The sequence below is a fragment of the Bacteroides ihuae genome, assembly GCF_900104585.1.
Taxonomy (GTDB): Bacteria; Bacteroidota; Bacteroidia; order Bacteroidales; family Bacteroidaceae; genus Bacteroides; species Bacteroides ihuae.
This window is the reverse complement of sequence record NZ_FNVX01000005.1, coordinates 707291-725299: the sequence shown is the minus strand read 5'-3', so window position 1 is coordinate 725299 and position 18009 is coordinate 707291. Positions and strand designations below refer to the sequence as shown.

The 18009-nt window shown below is 41.0% G+C and carries 16 protein-coding genes; 3 read left to right on the top strand and 13 right to left on the bottom strand.

The genetic code is table 11. The features are described 5' to 3' along the window. Positions 1-11 precede the first annotated feature (11 nt). Positions 12-209 carry a CDGSH iron-sulfur domain-containing protein gene (locus BQ5338_RS08405; RefSeq protein ID WP_071146363.1) on the top strand — a complete coding sequence of 66 codons (198 nt, stop codon included), beginning with the start codon at positions 12-14 and terminating at the stop codon, positions 207-209. An 81-nt stretch (positions 210-290) separates the two neighbouring features. Here the strand turns inward: BQ5338_RS08405 and BQ5338_RS08400 are convergent, their stop codons facing one another. The 13 genes from BQ5338_RS08400 to BQ5338_RS08345 form a co-directional block, all read right to left on the bottom strand. Next, positions 291-902 carry an IMPACT family protein gene (locus tag BQ5338_RS08400; protein ID WP_071146362.1) on the bottom strand — a complete coding sequence of 204 codons (612 nt, stop codon included), beginning with the start codon at positions 900-902 and terminating at the stop codon, positions 291-293. Between the two features lie 179 nt (positions 903-1081). Next, on the bottom strand, positions 1082-2329 hold the full coding sequence (locus BQ5338_RS08395) for a DUF1015 domain-containing protein (RefSeq protein WP_071146361.1): 1248 nt from the start codon (positions 2327-2329) through the stop codon (positions 1082-1084). Between the two features lie 219 nt (positions 2330-2548). After that, positions 2549-3469 carry an NAD(P)-dependent oxidoreductase gene (locus BQ5338_RS08390; RefSeq protein WP_071146360.1) on the bottom strand — a complete coding sequence of 307 codons (921 nt, stop codon included), beginning with the start codon at positions 3467-3469 and terminating at the stop codon, positions 2549-2551. Positions 3470-3589: 120 nt separating this feature from the next. Further along, on the bottom strand, positions 3590-4657 hold the full coding sequence (gene serC, locus BQ5338_RS08385; protein WP_071146359.1) for a 3-phosphoserine/phosphohydroxythreonine transaminase: 1068 nt from the start codon (positions 4655-4657) through the stop codon (positions 3590-3592). Positions 4658-5651: 994 nt separating this feature from the next. Beyond that, positions 5652-6986: a DEAD/DEAH box helicase gene (locus BQ5338_RS08380; RefSeq protein ID WP_071146358.1), complete on the bottom strand. Its 1335-nt coding sequence runs from the start codon at positions 6984-6986 to the stop codon at positions 5652-5654. A 113-nt stretch (positions 6987-7099) separates the two neighbouring features. Then, positions 7100-8344 carry an NADH:ubiquinone reductase (Na(+)-transporting) subunit F gene (gene nqrF, locus BQ5338_RS08375; RefSeq protein ID WP_071146357.1) on the bottom strand — a complete coding sequence of 415 codons (1245 nt, stop codon included), beginning with the start codon at positions 8342-8344 and terminating at the stop codon, positions 7100-7102. A 21-nt stretch (positions 8345-8365) separates the two neighbouring features. After that, the gene (gene nqrE / locus BQ5338_RS08370) at positions 8366-8965 is read right to left on the bottom strand and encodes an NADH:ubiquinone reductase (Na(+)-transporting) subunit E (RefSeq protein WP_071146356.1); all 600 of its coding nucleotides are present in this window, start codon (positions 8963-8965) and stop codon (positions 8366-8368) included. Between the two features lie 19 nt (positions 8966-8984). Continuing rightward, a complete protein-coding gene (locus BQ5338_RS08365; protein WP_071146355.1) occupies positions 8985-9617 on the bottom strand; it encodes an NADH:ubiquinone reductase (Na(+)-transporting) subunit D in 633 nt (210 codons plus the stop codon). 3 nt (positions 9618-9620) lie between these two features. After that, positions 9621-10322, bottom strand: coding sequence for a Na(+)-translocating NADH-quinone reductase subunit C (locus BQ5338_RS08360; RefSeq protein ID WP_071146354.1), 702 nt, complete (start codon positions 10320-10322; stop codon positions 9621-9623). Between the two features lie 12 nt (positions 10323-10334). Next, positions 10335-11513 carry an NADH:ubiquinone reductase (Na(+)-transporting) subunit B gene (locus BQ5338_RS08355; RefSeq protein ID WP_071146353.1) on the bottom strand — a complete coding sequence of 393 codons (1179 nt, stop codon included), beginning with the start codon at positions 11511-11513 and terminating at the stop codon, positions 10335-10337. Positions 11514-11544: 31 nt separating this feature from the next. Further along, on the bottom strand, positions 11545-12903 hold the full coding sequence (locus BQ5338_RS08350; RefSeq protein ID WP_071146352.1) for a Na(+)-translocating NADH-quinone reductase subunit A: 1359 nt from the start codon (positions 12901-12903) through the stop codon (positions 11545-11547). A gap of 219 nt (positions 12904-13122) precedes the next feature. Beyond that, positions 13123-13302, bottom strand: coding sequence for a hypothetical protein (locus BQ5338_RS16715; protein WP_139265214.1), 180 nt, complete (start codon positions 13300-13302; stop codon positions 13123-13125). 55 nt (positions 13303-13357) lie between these two features. Next, positions 13358-14758, bottom strand: coding sequence for a C1 family peptidase (locus BQ5338_RS08345; protein WP_071146351.1), 1401 nt, complete (start codon positions 14756-14758; stop codon positions 13358-13360). 209 nt (positions 14759-14967) lie between these two features. On the opposite strand from BQ5338_RS08345, the gene BQ5338_RS08340 reads away from it, so the two are divergent. After that, positions 14968-15723, top strand: coding sequence for a TolC family protein (locus tag BQ5338_RS08340; protein ID WP_071146852.1), 756 nt, complete (start codon positions 14968-14970; stop codon positions 15721-15723). Between the two features lie 12 nt (positions 15724-15735). Next, a complete protein-coding gene (locus BQ5338_RS08335; protein WP_071146350.1) occupies positions 15736-17934 on the top strand; it encodes a GumC family protein in 2199 nt (732 codons plus the stop codon). Positions 17935-18009: the final 75 nt, after the last annotated feature.

Genomic DNA, 18009 nt, shown 5'->3' with positions numbered 1-18009 from the left:
TAAATAAAATCATGGACAATAAAAAAGATTTAGTTACTGTAAAAGTAGCTGCAGGTGGCCCTTATTTGATCGAGGGTGAGATTAAACTTATCGACAAAGATGGAAAAGAAAAGGTTATGAACAGCGCACACCTTTGTCGCTGCGGACAGTCCAAAAACAAACCTTTTTGTGACGGCTCACATCACAAAGTAGAGTTTGACAAAGAATAGTCTTGCTCAAAACAATCTTTTGAAACAGCTTCTGACCTTTTTTCATCAGAGGCTGTTTTCATAATAGGCAAAGAGGAAAGTTCATTCATCTTCATTTTTCGGAAAGCGTATTGTTTCCACTTTCTCTAAACGAGCACGTAGGCGAGGCATCAATGATTGACGAATACGCAGCGTCATGGAGCAATCCATGTCATACGACTGGCTCAAAATCGTAGGTTCTTCTTCTTTCACAATACGCATCACATCATTCATAAACGGATATTCGAACATCACAGTTATACCGTCATCCACTGTTTTTTCTACTATTGTAGCAGTAGCGATAGCCTCGGCCGCAGCAGCTTTGTAAGCTACAATAAGCCCACTCGTACCCAACTTTATTCCACCAAAATAGCGAACAACAATAATCAGAATATCGGTCAGTTCATTGGAGTTTATTTGTCCTAGAATAGGCTTCCCGGCAGTACCGGAAGGTTCACCATTGTCGTTGGCACGGAAATCTTTCCGTTCATGCCCCAACATATAGGCATAGCACAAATGCCGCGCATCGTAGTATTTTTTCTGATATGTATCCAAATGTAGTTTTATTTCTTCAAGCGTACAAACAGGAAGAGCGAGAGCAATAAACTTACTCCGCTTTTCAGTGTAGATGCTTTCAGAAAGTTCAGTGATGGTTTTGTATGTATCTTCTGCCATGTTGCAAAGATATAAAAAATGTCACTACAAGTAGCACCTAGTTCGTACAGCCTAAAAACAAGCTATAAAAAGTAATGCTATATGTAGTGACATTTGCAGATATTTATTGTTTTGATGAAACACAATAAGATCCGTAGGATCACCAAAAAATATAATCAGGACGGCATAATGGCAAACAGTTATACCAACTTATGTATCACCAATCCTGAACGAAGTTTTGGTTCAAACCAAGTGGTTTTTGGTGGCATAATATTACCTGAGTCGGCAATGTCCATCAACTGTTTCATAGAAACAGGATAGAGAGCCAAAGCGACTTTCATCTCACCGCTATCCACTCGTTTGCTAAGCTCACCAAGTCCGCGAATACCACCTACAAAGTCGATGCGCTTATCCGACCGAAGATCTTTGAGTCCTAATACTTCATCCAAAATCAGATTAGACGAAATTGTAACATCAAGTACACCAATAGGATCATTGTCATTATAGGTACCTGCTTTAGCTGTGAGGCTATACCATTTACCATCCAGATAAAGGCCAAAATTGTGCAACGCATTGGGCTTGTATATTTCTGTCCCCTTCAACTCTACCGTGAAGTTCTTCTCCAGTGCAGATAAGAATTCAGTAGATGTCAGTCCATTAAGATCCTTCACCAAACGATTATAATCGATAATGGTAAGTTGGTTCGCAGGGAAACAAACAGCCATGAAGTAATTATACTCCTCCTCGCCAGTATGATTTGCATTTTGTTTTGCTTTTTCAACTCCTACCAATGCAGCAGCAGCCGAACGGTGATGTCCATCGGCAATGTAAAGAGCCGGCATAGCAGCAAATTCTTTAGTGATGGTAGCTATATCCGCTGCATCATCAACAATCCAGAATGTATGACCAAAGCCATCTCCTGGAGCAATAAAATCGTAAAGAGGTTTCTGTGCTGTATATTTCAGCACAAGTGCATCAAGAGTATCACTATCCGGATAAGCAAAGAATACAGGTTCAATGTTGGCATTATTCACACGAACATGCTTCATGCGATCTTCCTCCTTATCACGACGAGTAAGCTCATGCTTCTTAATGATACCGTTCATATAATCGGGGACATAAGCACCTACCACCAATCCGTATTGCGTTTTACCATTCATGGTTTGAGCATAGATATAGTAGAGTTCTTTATCGTCCTGCACCAGCCATCCCTTATCTTGGAACATATGGAAGTTCTCGGCAGCCTTAGCATACACACTTTCGTCGTGTTCATCAGTCCCAACAGGAAAGTCTATTTCCGGTTTAATAATATGGTAAAGAGATTTCTCATTACCGGCAGCCTCCTCACGGGCTTCAGCAGAGTTCAACACATCGTAAGGACGTGAAGCCACCTGTTCAACCAAATCTTTTGGAGGACGAATGCCTTTAAAAGGTTTAATTATTGCCATAAGTTAAATTTATAAAGGTTTTTTCTTCTTAATAAAACACCAACACATATAAACAAACCCGACAAAGATAAAGACAAGCGAGATACCCTCGCAAAAACCTTTAGCAAAATCGGATAAGCTATCTCTAAACACAATAGTCAGAGAAGAAATTAACAAGCCTATTGCGTAGCAAATTAGTATTACGTACGGTAATATCTTTTTTCTCACAAGTTGATCTTGTTACTTATTTACTTTGAATTTTTCGCATCCGTCATTCAAAAAGCCAACAATCTGCTGTGCAGCTGCAATACCTGCATTGATATTTGCCTCAGCAGTTTGTGCTCCCATTTTCTTAGGAGTGGAGAAGTAACGTCCTGCATATTTTTCAGTAAACTCAGCGTGAGCAGCAGGCATGATGTCCGTTACATACTTAAAGTCTGCACGATCTTCCATCAATTTCAACAGTTCAGCTTCATTAATCACCTCTTTACGAGCAGTATTTACCAACATAGCGCCCTTGGGCATCTCTTTTAGCAAAGCATAGTTAATAGAGTTTTTCGTTTCAGCAGTAGCAGGAATATGCAGAGAAACGACGTTGCAAGTTTTGTATAATTCTTCAGCAGAAGCACAAGCCGTTATTCCGTCTTTCTCGATTACTTCTTTGGGGCAGAAAGCATCATAAGCATAGATTTCCATCCCAAAACCTTTGGCAACACGAGCAACATTACGTCCCACATTTCCATAAGCATGGATACCCAGTTTCTTACCCATCAATTCAGTTCCCGAAGTTCCATTATAGAAGTTACGAACAGCATATACCATCATACCTAACGCCAACTCGGCTACCGCATTCGAGTTTTGTCCCGGAGTATTCATCACACATACGCCATGAGCTGTAGCAGCATCCAAGTCTACATTGTCATATCCGGCACCGGCACGAACTACTATTTTAAGCTCTTTCGCAGCATCCAGAACCGCTGCATCAATAATGTCACTGCGGATAATGATAGCATTGGCATCTTTCACTGCATCAAGCAATTGTGCCTTTTCAGTATATTTTTCGAGCAAAGCAAGCTCAAATCCAGCAGCTTCAATTTCTTTACGAATACCGTCTACAGCCACTTTGGCAAACGGTTTATCTGTAGCAATAAGTACTTTCATAGTAATATCAATATTATTAAATGAATCACCACAGATTGCGCAGAGAAATTTCACAGATTAAGTCCTTTTCTCTATCTGCGCCCTGTGCAATCTGTGGTGAAAACTTTATTTATGATTCGCTTAGTGCAGCTTCTCAAATTCCTGCATGCAGTCTATCAAAGCTTGAACACTTTCCTTGGGCAGGGCATTGTAGCATGAAGCACGGAAGCCACCTACCGAGCGGTGTCCCTTGATACCTATCATACCTTTTTCTGTAGCAAGCTTTTGGAAATCAGCTTCAAGGTCTTTATATTCAGGAGCCATCACGAAGCAAATGTTCATACGTGAACGGTCTTCCTTGGCTGCAGTGCCTACAAACAGTTTATTGCGTTCAATCTCAGCATACAGCATGTCTGCCTTTTCTGTAGCGCGACGTTCCATTTCCTTCACTCCACCTTGTGCTTTAACCCAACGAAGAGTGAGCAATGCCGAGTAGATAGGTACTACAGGAGGAGTATTGAACATAGAACCATTATCAACATGTGTCTGATAATTCAACATAGTAGGAATATAACGAGAAACTTTACCTAAAGCATCATTTTTCACAATAACAAATGTAAGACCAGCCGGAGCAAGATTTTTCTGAGCTCCACCGTAAATGCAGATGTACTTTGAAACGTCAATCGGACGTGAGAAAATATCAGATGACATATCGGCCACCATTGGAATAGAAGAATTAAGATCTTCTTTTATTTCAGTTCCAAAAATAGTATTATTCGTCGTGATATGGAAGTAGTCAGCATCGGTTGGTACTGTATAGTCTTTAGGAATAAATGAGAAGTTTGCATCAGCCGAAGAAGCTACTTCTATTACTTCACCAAAACCTTTTGCTTCTTTCATAGCCTTTTTAGCCCATGTACCAGTATTAAGATAGGCAGCTTTCTTTTCAAGGAAATTGAACGGTACCATGCAAAATTCCAAACTGGCACCACCACCAAGGAAAAGTACCGAGTAACCCTCGGGTATGTTAAGTAGTTCCTTAAATAATGCTTCAGCTTCGTCAACCACAGGTTGAAAGTCTTTAGCACGGTGACTGATTTCCATTAAAGAGAGGCCAGAACCATTGAAGTCCAAAATAGCCTTTGCTGTCTCCTCTATTACCTCTCGTGGAAGAATGGAAGGTCCGGCATTGAAATTATGCTTTTTCATTCGAAAGTTGGTTTTTGTTAAACAAATTCAGTTATAAGAAGTCTTAAGACAGGGCGAAATTACAAAATATTTTCCTTATGCCAAATCTTTCCCTATAAAATTATAGCTACAAGCCCTTTTTACCTTTCTTTTTATTGGTTTATACACTATATATACACCATATTGTTACGCTTATAAGAAGAAAAAGCATAGTATATACGGATAAATCTATATAATCAAAAGCTGTTTTGTGATCATATTCACAAAGCAACTCAAAATCAATATCATAGTTAAATAAATTAATAAAACAGGATAAACAAACACTAAAATAGCCGATGTTTACCCAGCATTCTTCCACTAAATGAATAAAGATAATAAATACTGATCCGTAAACTAAAATTAAAAGCAAACAGTAATCATTCAACCGCAAAAGAAGATATATAAAAAGAGAATACGTTTATTTTCAGATGAACACCAAAATAGGTCACAATAAAACAATAAATGAATGAGCAAAAAGATGAAATTTCTAAAAACACGATAAGAATAGCAAAGAAACCAAAGACCGAATCACATCAGACATTCACGTGTCGCAAAAGCCAATAATGAAAAAGCCAATTGAAAATCAAGAAAAGAAAAGAGAAAAGTAGAAAGCAAGGAAGAATAACCAAAAGCGAGCGAAGCAAAGCGAATAGCACTAGTAGAACCGATGTTGAAAGCAAGTATAACAGAATCACGAGCAAAGCAAAGTCAAAGCAAGACTGAAAGCAAGCATAACAAAATAACGAGCGAAGCAAAGTAGAAGCAATGCTGAAAGCGAGGAGTAAAAAGAAAGGACCGGCCTCTTGTGTGAAGCGTTAAACGTAGACAATGCCCGAAGCGTTAAGCAAGCGATTTTGTTTGAGCGAAGCGAGTTGAATCGCTTGTAGCTTCGAGCGTTGTCGGAGTAGCTTCACACGAGAAGCCTTGACTTTTTCTTTGTTACTTTCTTTTGCGCCAAGGCAAAAGAAAGTAAATATCAATCAGCTTCTTCAATAATAGTCTTCATGCCCTTAATCTTCTCTCCACGAACAAGAGTGAATAACTGTTTCATCTTACTACGGCGAATTGCAACGAAAGCATAATGCTCATTTACATCCACACGACCGACATCCTCTTTACTCAAATTCCCTCTTTTATAGAGAAATCCCACGATATCAATCTTGTTGAGCTTATCCTTCTTTCCCTTGCCTATATATAAAGTAGCCCAGAGAGGCTTCGGCGGACGAGATGGATTTTGGGGTAAAGTAAACAGATCAATATCCTCCGAAATATATGCAGGCACCTGTTCTTCTCCATGAAGAATGAGGTATGATGTACCCCTCGCATCCCAACGGGCAGTACGACCGTTACGGTGAGTAAAAGCTTCTTCATTTACCGGCAGATGATAATGGATGATATGCTCTACTTCCGGAATATCTAGCCCACGAGCTGCCAAATCCGTAGATACCAGCACATGGCAACTACCGTTACGAAACTTATAAAGCGCCCTTTCACGATCAGGTTGTTCCATACCACCATGAAAAGATTCATTATCAAGTCCCTTCTCTTTTAACAAAGCACTGACTCTGTCCACTGACTCGCGATGGTTGCAAAACACAATACTCGCTGTGCTACCTAGCGCACAAAGGAGCGAAAAAAGTGCATCTACTTTGTCTCTTGATAAAGAGAGCACCTTCATTAAATGCAGGCGAGATTCTTGTTGCTCATCAGTATTGAGATAGTTCAGTTTCACGACACGATTGTTCAATCCTGCAAATTGAGGAATCTCTTCCGCATCCGTAGCCGATAGAAGCATTCGCTTCTTCAAGCCCGGAAGTTGCGCAATGATCTCCGCCATCTCATCATGAAAACCGTATTCAAGAGACTTATCGAACTCATCAATAATGAGCGTATTAATATTATCAGTATTGAAGTTACCTTTTGAGAGATGATCGGTAATACGCCCAGGGGTACCAATAACAATAGCCGGATGACTACCCAGAATGGTTTTCTTCTCTTCTGCTATGGGGTGACCACCGTAGCAACAAACAGTTTTCCAAACCGTATTCATTTCACGAAACACCGTATCTATCTGCAAAGCCAGCTCTCTGGATGGCACCAAAATTAAAGTTTGAACGCCATCTATCTCAGGCTTCAGTATAAGTAATAAAGGAAGCAAATAAGCCAAAGTCTTACCCGACCCTGTAGGCGAGAGTAAAATTAAATCTTCTCTGCCAGTGGCAGAAGTTAGTGCGGCTTCCTGCATCGGGTTCAGCGCCTCGATCTTCAAGTTATCGAGTGCTGTCCGTATTGTTTCATTGTTTAATAGCATGTCGCAAAGGTACGGCATTGTTTTCATTTAGCAACCATGTACAAATAAAAAAAACGACAGAAGAGCTATTGTCTTCTGCCGTTCTATATTAACGATCCATAAGAAATCGGATTTTAACCACCAAAATCATCAAACATCAACATATTACGTGGCACTCCCAGATCATACAGCATTTTTTCTACTGCCTTAGCCATCGGGCCAGGACCACACATGTAGTACTCTATATCTTCAGGTGCTTCGTGATCTTTCAGATAATTGTTTAAGATTACATTGTGAATAAATCCTACAGGTCCCGTCCAATTATCTTCGGGCAATGGATCACTCAATGCAATGTGGAATGAGAAGTTTGGGAACTCCTTCTCCAACGCGCGGAAGTCCTCTTCGTAGAAGATTTCGTTCTTTGAACGAGCACCATACCAGTAAGAAATCTTACGATCAGTAATCTTTAACGTCTTTAGCAAATGAAGAATATGCGAACGCAATGGAGCCATACCGGCACCACCACCAATATAAAGCATTTCTCTTTCGGAGTTAATAAGCGGATGGAATTCACCAAACGGCCCGGAAACCATTACCTTATCACCCGGTTTCAGAGAGAAGATGTACGAAGAACAAATTCCCGGAGGAACTTTCTGGAAACCACCATTCACGCGGTCGAACGGAGGCGTAGCAATACGTACGTTCAGCATCACGATATCACCCTCAGCCGGATAGTTAGCCATAGAGTAAGCACGCATGGTTTCTTCTTCATTCTTCCATTTCAGATCCCACATATTAAACTTATCCCAGTCGCCACGAAAACGATCTTCTATCGCATAATCAGCATAATTAATATCATACTTCGGAACATCAATCTGAATGTACCCTCCTGAAACGAAGTTCAAGTGTTCACCTTCAGGCAAGCGCACCACAAACTCTTTGATGAACGTAGCCACGTTGTTGTTAGAAACCACTTCACATTCCCACTTCTTCACACCCAGTACCGATTCGGACACCTTAATTTCCATGTCCTGTTTTACTTTTACCTGGCACCCTAAACGCCAGTGAGCCTGTTGCTCCTTGCGAGAGAAGTGCACCGTCTCCGTAGGGAGAATTTCACCACCGCCCTCTTCTATCTGGCAACGGCACTGTGCGCACGAACCACCTCCACCGCAAGCCGAAGGTAAGAAAATCTTATTTGCAGCCAGTGTAGATAATAGACTGGAGCCTACCTCTACTTCTACTTCCTTCTCGCCATTAATGGTAACCTTCACTGTTCCCGAAGGAGAGAGATACCTCTTGGCTATCAGAAGTATAATGACGAGCAGGAGAATCACTCCAAGAAATACCCCTACACTCGCTAATATTAAAGACGTCATCGTATATTTCTGTTTTATTATTTATAACTTCAATCCTGAAAAACACATAAAGGCCATTGCCATCAGTCCTACCGTGATAAACGTAATACCCAATCCTCTAAGTGGAGCGGGAACATCAGAGTAAGCCATTTTTTCGCGAATAGCTGCCAGGCCAACAATAGCAAGCAGCCAACCCACACCTGAACCTAACGAATAAGTAACCGCCTCGCCAAAGTCAACAAAATGTCTTTGTTGCATAAACAGTGATGCACCCATGATGGCACAGTTCACAGCAATAAGTGGCAAGAAGATACCCAATGAAGCATAAAGCGACGGACTGAAACGTTCTACCGCCATTTCTACTAACTGCACGATACCTGCAATAACAGCAATAAAAAGAATAAAACTCAGAAAACCGAGGTCTACACCTTCCACTATCGCATTAGCTTTCAATACATAATTCTCCAGCAAGTAGTTCACAGGCAGTGTAACCAATAATACAAAAGTCACCGCTATACCCAACCCTAATGCTGTTTTCACATTCTTCGACACTGCCAGATAAGAACACATTCCCAGGAAGTAAGCGAAGATCATATTGTCGACAAAAATCGACTTTACAAATAAACTCAAATAATCGTTCATAATTTCTTAAGAATTTAGGTTACTTCTCCTGTAATACTTTGTTCTTACTACGTTGATACCAAATGATGCACGCACAGATGATCAATGCCATTGGAGGCATTAGCATCAATCCGTTATTGATATATCCCCATTCGTAAACCGCTTTCGGGATGATACGGAAACCAAGTAAAGAACCCGAACCCAATATTTCGCGGAAGAAAGCTACAATCACCAGAATCTTAGCATATCCTAAACCATTACCAAGTCCATCGAGGAAAGACTCCCATGGAGCATTTGCCATAGCAAAAGCTTCCAATCGTCCCATCAATATACAGTTAGTAATAATCAAGCCCACATAGACCGAAAGCTGCGCACTTACATCGTAAGCATAAGCTTTCAGAATCTCACTTACTATAGTAACCAACGCAGCCACTACCACCAACTGAACGATGATACGGATACGATTGGGTATTGTGTTACGAAGTAACGAAATAATCACATTAGCAAAAGCTACAATTACCGCTACCGACAAACCCATTACGATAGCCGGTTCCAGCTTGGCTGTTACAGCCAGTGCCGAGCAGATACCAAGTACCTGAACGGTAACCGGATTGTTCATGCTAAGCGGAGAAGAGAATACTTCTTTATTCTTTTTAGAAAACAATTGGCTCATATTCTATTTCCCTCCATTATTAGTAGTTAAAAATATATTGTACTGTCCCAAGCAGCTCTTCAACATGGCATCTACACCTTTTGAAGTAATTGTACCACCCGAGATCCCGTCTACTTGATACTCCGGTTCAGTCACCTTACCGTTTTTCTCTACGCCGAGAGCAACAGCTCCCTCTTTCAGTACATGCTTACCCAAGAATTGATTTTGAAAATCAGCCGTAGTAATTTCAGCTCCCAATCCCGGAGTTTCGCCCTGATGCGAGAAATAAACCCCAAACACAGAGTTCTTATCCTCGTTCAAACCAACATATCCCCAGATTGGTCCCCAAAGTCCGGCACCATATAGTGGAAGTACATATTTTGTTTTACCGTCTACTTCACACACGTACAACGCAAGTTGACGTTTTTCCAACGGCTTAGCTAGTTCGCTTTTCAATTCAATCTTAAAGCCTCCGGTCTCCGCCACCACTTCACCGGTAGCATTCATTATCTGGTCAGCTTTTACATATTGTTTATATACCTTTTCTGCATCCTGCCCTTTCGTATCGACATTCAATGCATGAAGAATCTGCTTCATCTTGTCCAGTTCCACATTTTTATTCTGAGTACTCTTGAGCGAAGCAGAAGTAAATGCGAGAACAAATGCTACGATAACAACCATTACCGAAGCATAAATGATAGTATAAGAATTACTATTTGTATTCATTATCTTTCGATTTTAGTTGTTCGACTTAGTTACACGTTTCTCTCTACGGCTAATGTTGCTCTGTACCACGCAGTAATCAATCAGCGGAGCAAAAATATTCATCAGCAAGATGGCAAGCATCATACCTTCAGGATAGCCAGGGTTGAGCACACGGATAATGATAGCCATTGCGCCAATCAGGAATCCATAAATATACTTACCAGTCTCCGTACGGGCAGCCGTAACAGGATCTGTAGCCATAAATACCGCACCAAAACAGAAACCACCCAACACAAGATGTTCATACCAAGGCATTTGCGCCATTGCTGTGCTAGGTCCAATCGTATTAAATATGATAGCCATAAATGCTCCACCAACAAACACGGAGAACATTGTTTTCCAACTGGCAATGCCGGTGATGAGTAGCAAGGCTGCACCCAAAAGGATAGCAATCACACTCGTTTCACCAATGGAACCGGGAATAAGCCCCGTCACCATATCCCACGAAAAAGGAGGATATCCGTTCGAAGCAGTAGCCGTAGAAGCTATACCTAGCGAAGTAGCTGCTGTTAATCCGTCAACTGATTTGCCTAAACCCAAGATACTCTCTCCAGATACCCAAACGGCATCACCAGACATCTTTGCCGGATAAGCAAAGAACAAGAAGGCACGGGTTACTAACGCTACGTTGAATACATTCATTCCCGTACCACCAAATACTTCTTTGGCGAATATAACAGCAAATGCAGTAGCTACAGCCAAAATCCAAAGTGGACAGTCCACCGGAACAATCATCGGTATCAAGATACCCGATACAAGGAATCCTTCCTGAATCTCTTCATTCTTCCATTGGGCAATCACAAATTCAATACCCAGACCCACTACATAAGATACAATCAATTTAGGCAATACAGCCAAAAAGCCGTAAGCAAACATTTCAGGAAAACCACCTTGGGCATCTGTATGAGTGAAATGCTGATAACCTACGTTGTACATACCGAGCAACAGTGCCGGTATCAAGGCTATCACAACGATCGACATGATTCGCTTGCTATCAATCGAATCGTGGATATGCGTTCCTAATTTCGAAGTGCGGTTGGGTACAAACAAGAACGTTTCAAACCCGTCGAACACTGAGTGAAATGCGTGGAACTTGCCGCCCTCTTCAAAGTTCGGCTTTATCTTGTCGAGATAATTTCTTAACGCTTTCATTTATCTATTTTCTGTTTATTATAATTAGTCATTAGCACATCTCCTCACGAAGTCCATCAAGCCCTTCGCGTACGATGCGCTGCACCGGTACCTTCGACGAGCATACAAATTCGCACAAAGCAAAATCTTCAGGTGCAACCTCATAGATACCAAGTTGCTCCATCCGATCTATATCACCGGCAATGATTGCCTTCAGCAAAAACTCCGGTAAGATGTCCATCGGAAAGACCTTGTCATACTCGTTAGACATGATCATGTGCCTCTCTCCACCCTTAATACGGGCGTCAAGCACGTAGTCACGCTTTTTAAACATATCAAGTATCCAACTAAAATACGAACGATTCACGCTGAATTGATCAAAGCGCGGCATAATCCATCCAGCCAATTCATGCACTTCAATACCTTCGGGAATCACCGTTAATTGATTATCAAATGCTCCCAAATATTGGTTTGGAGATATCTGCTTACCTGTTAAGACATTACCACTGATGTAGCGCAATGTTTTATCCTTGGTAACGTTACCGGCAAAAACATTCGTAAGCAACGCACCTACAGCTAATTTGCAATAAGCAGGTTTCAACACTTCTGAGCCGGTTACAGCTACCGTACGTGTAAAGTCTACCCGACCGGTAGCGAACAAACGACCGATGAAGATCACCTCCTGAGTACCGATAGTCCAAACCGTTTCACCTTTGTTTATAGGAGATATTTGATGTATCTGAATACCTACATTACCTGCAGGATGAGGACCATCGAACACGGTCACCGTAACATTCTTTGCTTGCGTAAGTGCAGACGAACTTTGCTTCACACTAATACCCAAATACGTTTTAGCCATTTTAGCCAGCGCATCAAGTCCGGTTTGGAAGTTAACTTCCTCTCCTTTCAGAGCAAACTCAAAGCTGGGAGCCAAAGGACTGCTATCGAATGCCGATACAAAAATAGCCTTAGGAGTTATATTAGGGTCTGCAATTACGTCATACGGACGCTGTTTCATAAAACTAAATAAGCCGGCTTCCAGAAGCGCGGCTTTCACTGCATCAGTAGAAAGTTCAGAGACTTTTTGAGCTCCAAATTCCACATAATCTTGCTCTTCGGCAGCTTGCACAGTGATACTCATCACTTTACGACGCTCACCACGCTCTACGCTGGTAACCACGCCACTCACCGGAGATACGAATTTCAATTCAGGATGATTCTTGTCTACAAACAAGGGTCCTCCGGCCATTACATATTCCTGCTCTTTCACCACCACTTTTGGGGTCACACCAGGAAAATCATCAGGCACCAGGGTATAAAATCCCGGCTCTTTTACTAAGAAATATTCCTCAGTTGCTTTTCCCTTCAGGTTTATGTCAAGGCCTTTGCGTAACTTTATTACATTTGCCATGCTATTATAAAATAATGGTTTCATAAATTTGCCCGCAAAAGTAATAAATAATAATGTTAATCGATAGGAAATAATTAAAGAATTAAGGATTTATTTCTTTAATTATTTCCGTTTGCGTACACAGTGGGAGAATATTCTTTCTTTTGCCTTGACGCAAAAGAAAGAACCAAAGAAAAAGTCAAGGCTTCTTGCGTGAAGCTACTCCAACAATGCTCGGAGCTACAAGCGATTCAACTCGCTTCGCTCAAACAAAATCGCTTGCTTAACGCTTCGGACATTGTCTCCGCTTAACGCTTCACACAAGAGGCCGGTCCTTCTTTTTTGCTCCACTTTGCTTCGCTCGTGATTTTTTTTCGCTTTGCTTCGCTCGCTAATACCATCACTAACTTTCAAGTTCATTCCTCCACACTGGCTTTGCTTCGCCGCCACTAGTTCTTACCCTCTCCTTTTTCTCTCACTCTTCAGCGGCAAACATGGGATCCCATGCGGGTAAGCGGATTGGTTTTTGTTTCATCAGTTCCAGTACTTTTGTAGTTACATATTTTTTATTCACCACTAGGCGAAACATGTATTCTTTGAACCATTCGTCTGTCATAATGAGGTATCCCTGATAGCCTTTTGTGGGCCCCCAACTGTTCTCTACCATCCATTTTTGGGGCTTCCCCGCTTTATCCAAGTCAACTGCCATCAGCGTCATGGCATGAGATGAGCCACTGGCAAATGTCTGTATACGTTGTTTTTTATCCATGCCAAACGTCGTTCCCATAAGTGATTCATAGTCGTAGTTTTTAACATCCAGCAATCCACGATCCGAGTTCAAAAATTTACCCACATCACACGAAAAGTACATCATTGTACTATCTTTTATCGAAGCTATCGCCATCTCTTTTATCTCCTCTACAGGCAAGTTCACATACGTCCAGTTCTTACCATCGTAGCGATGACGATCATAATCTATCTCATAAGTTTTGTAATACTCCCGACTCGGGTCATTCATCAGCATCACATAGTTGTTGGTTAAATCCTCATTCACATACTTCTTGAAGAAGGACATCGGCGTGTACATTTCTGTTTCTACAGGATTACCTTTGGCATCTTTGCGTGTCCAGGTAAATTCCGTAGGGGGCACCCCCAGATTCAACACCAGCATCCGGTAGATCTTTCCCAGCATCTGCGTTTTGTTCTTCTCCAAAGTCGCTACTTTTCCCCCTTTTGCCCACTCATCACGCAGTTGTAATCCATATTCACGCAGTTTCAGTGAAAGCAGATTGGCCATACGAGCCGTATTGTCACTGCTATTCGTTTCCGGCATCACCTCTTTGGGTACCAATCCATATTTACTAACCAGATCCGAGATACCTGTAAATTGTCCACCATCGCTCAGCGGATTTTTGAAGAGCCACTCCACCATCTTATCATCCATAGGCTTAGTACTCGTATCTATCACTCCTTGTAGAAAAAGATTTGATTTTTCAAGCTGATCCCAGAAGAATATGTACGCTTGTGAAAATTCAAATGCTCCCATATCATACTTCGCAATCGCTTTAGCACGCATCACATTGAGCCCCGTAAAAAGCCAGCAACGTCCGGACGACTGCTGATTCGTTATTCCTTTCGAGTCTACCTTGTTAGAGAAATAAGTATCCACTGCTTGCATATTCTCCTGATTCAGAGCCAATGTGCGAATATCACTTCCGCCAATTGCATTACGAATGGCCTTGTCTGCTGCCGTAGCCTGATAACTTTGTTTAATCTCCCGAAGCATTTCATCGCTTATGCCTCCCTTGCTCTGTTGTGCATGTGCAGAAAACAAGACACTTCCCAGAACAAAAATCGTTAATAGTCGTTTATTCATTATAATAATATGTTATATTATGAAAAATCTATTGGCAAAAGTACAATTTTCCTTAGAGAAATAGAATATTACGACAGAAACAGAACAAAATTTCTTTTGTATTCAATACAATTGTTTCAAAAAACAAGATTAAAATGATTAAAACTTAGAAATAAATGGCTTATATTTGCAACTTAGGAAACAGAATACTCAACAAAACATTCAGTTCAATGAACCACACGGCTTTTACATGCGGCATCGCTACATTTTTATTATGTTTAGCCATAAGTTGTAACCTGCACGCCCAAGAACTAAAAATAAGTGACTATTCGAGTTTAAAACCGGAAGATTACACCAACATCACTCTTCCCCCACTCGATGTATTGTTTGAGAACGCAAAGCAAGGAGCAGTTTACAAACTTGCTGATGTAGAAGAACAGCTACAGCAACGTATGCTCAAAAAAGAGAAACGGGCATGGCTTGGTTTTTTCAGTCTTAGAGGTAGCTATCAATACGGTATGTTTGGCAACGATGCCACTTATTCAGATGTTACCACACCAATCATCAACACATATACCACAGCAGCCCAAAACAGCTATAATGTAGGTGGCGGAATTAATATTCCCTTAGATGCGTTGTTCGATCTTAGTGCCCGTGTCAAGCGACAGAAGTTAAACATCCGTAGTGCTGAACTTCAGAAAGAGATGAAATTTGACGAGATGAAAAAAGAAATTATCATCTTGTATGCCACTGCCACCGCCCAACTCAATGTGCTAAAGTTAAGATCAGAAGCCATTATCCTAGCCAATGCACAATATGCCATTACTGAAAAAGATTTTACGAATGGTACAATTGATTCTGCTGTCTTATCTATTGAAAAAGGCCGTCAATCTAGTGCTCTCGAGGCTTTTGAAAGTAGTAGATCAGAATTAAATAAAAGCCTGATGATCCTCGAAGTAATCACACATACCCCTATCCTTAAATAACACAAATCAACTATGGAATATATCCTTTATCTTTCCCGTTTCCTCTACCGCATCCGTTGGTGGATCATCATAGGAACAGTTCTCATCACTCTTGCTGTTATTTTGGCAACTCAAAATATGGGCAGGACCTACAATGTAGAAGCAACTCTTTACACCGGAGTGATGTCCGGATATACCATTGAGAGTGATAACGGAACAATTAATTGGGCTACTGCCAACAATGCAATGGACAACCTGATCAATATCATTCAGGCAGAAAGTACTCTGAAAAGAGTCTCTTATCGCCTCTATGCCCGTAACATGATTCATGGTGATCTAAAAAAAGACAATGAATACATTACTGCAAATAGTTATCGAGAAATATACAATCGAACAGTTAACAGCAAAGATGGGGAAGCCCTTTTGGCGCTCATCGATAAAAACAGCGAAGAAAAAACCTTAGAAAACCTCTTAAAATATGAACGCCCAAACAAAAAAAACTTTATCTATGGATTATTCTATTGGAATCACCCTCATTACAGCTACAATGCCCTGAAAAGAATCAAGGTAAATAAAATAGGATCCAGTGATTTGTTGGAAGTAAGCTATGCCTCCAACGATCCGGGCATAGCCTACAATACACTCAGTATACTGATGGAAGAATTCGTAAACGAATATCGCACCATTCGTTACGGAGAAACGGATAAAGTCATAGAATACTTTCGCAGTGAATTGGCTCGAATAGGGCATGATTTAAGAATGGCCGAAGATTCGCTAACGGAATACAACATAGAAAAACGTATCATCAACTATTATGATGAAACCAAAGAAGTTGCTTCTATCAACAAGGAATTTGAACTTCGTGAGCAAGACATTCTTTTTGCTTACAACAATTCCAAAGTAATGATCGACGAATTAGAAAAACGCATGGATAACAATGTAAAGCAAATGCGCAACAACATCTCCTTCATTAATAAACTTAATGAAGCCTCTGGTCTGACCGGTAAAATCTCCGAGATAGAATCCTTCTCAACCGATAAAAGTGGTAAAGAGCAATCGCTACAGACCTATAAAAACAGGCTTCAGCAAGCCACTCAAGAGCTTTCGGATATATCCGATCGATATGTAAGCCAGAAACACACCAAAGAGGGAATTGCACAAGCTTCTATTGTAGATCAATGGCTGGAACAGACTCTTCGGTTTGAAAAAGCCAAATCCGATTTGCAGATTATTCAACAAAGCCGCCAAGATTTGAATGACAAATACGTATTTTTTGCACCTGTAGGCTCTACTATAAAACGGAAAGAAAGAAGTATCACCTTTACTGAATCCAACTATCTCGCATTACTCAAAAGTTACAACGACGCATTGATGCGTAAGAAAAATCTAGAGATGACTTCAGCCACACTGAAGGTACTCAATCCTCCTGCTTTTCCTATTTCTGCCGCAGCAACCGATCGAAAAAAGATTGTGATGGCAGCCTTTATTGGAAGCATACTCTTTATTTTTGGCTTCTTCCTGCTGATAGAGTTGCTCGATAGAACCCTACGCGATAAAGCTCGTACAGAAAGGCTTACAGACGGAAAAGTCTTGGGAGCATTTCCTGTAAAACCATTATTGAAGAACCGCAAATACAGCAAAGCATACGCCTTAATTGCAACCAGATACCTCAGCAGTGCCATACTCAGATTCTTCACCCATAAAAAAGAGAATTCACCTTACGTGGTTAATTTTCTTAGTACAGAATCGGGAGACGGAAAGAGTTATTTAGCCGAGCATTTACACGACTATTGGAGCCAATTGGGGTTAAAAGTGCGCAGATTGGAATGGAACAAAGATTTCGAGACTTCTTCACGCGAATATTTATTAGCACAAAGCATCGAAGATCTCTACACCCCTGCAGGAGAAGATATCTTACTCATAGAATATCCCGCCCTTAAGGATAACACCATTTCAAACAAATTATTAGAACAAGCCGATTTAAATCTACTTATAACTAGTGCTACCCGCGCATGGAAGGCCTCAGATAGCCAGGCCTACGAAAAAGTAAAGAAGCAGATTGATACTTCTTCGATATCTATTTATCTCAATAAAGCCGCAAACGATGTTGTAGAAGACTTCACTGGTTTGCTCCCCCCCTATACTACTCTCCGCAAAGTAGGATACCGTTTGGCTCATTTAGGGCTAACTGAAAAAACAGGAGAAAAAGCCATATTAGAGAAAGATGAGTAAAAAAAAGTTTTACTGCTTACTATTCAACCATTTTATCAGCAAAAGCTGGTTGCCGCTTATGCTAATTGTGGGTTT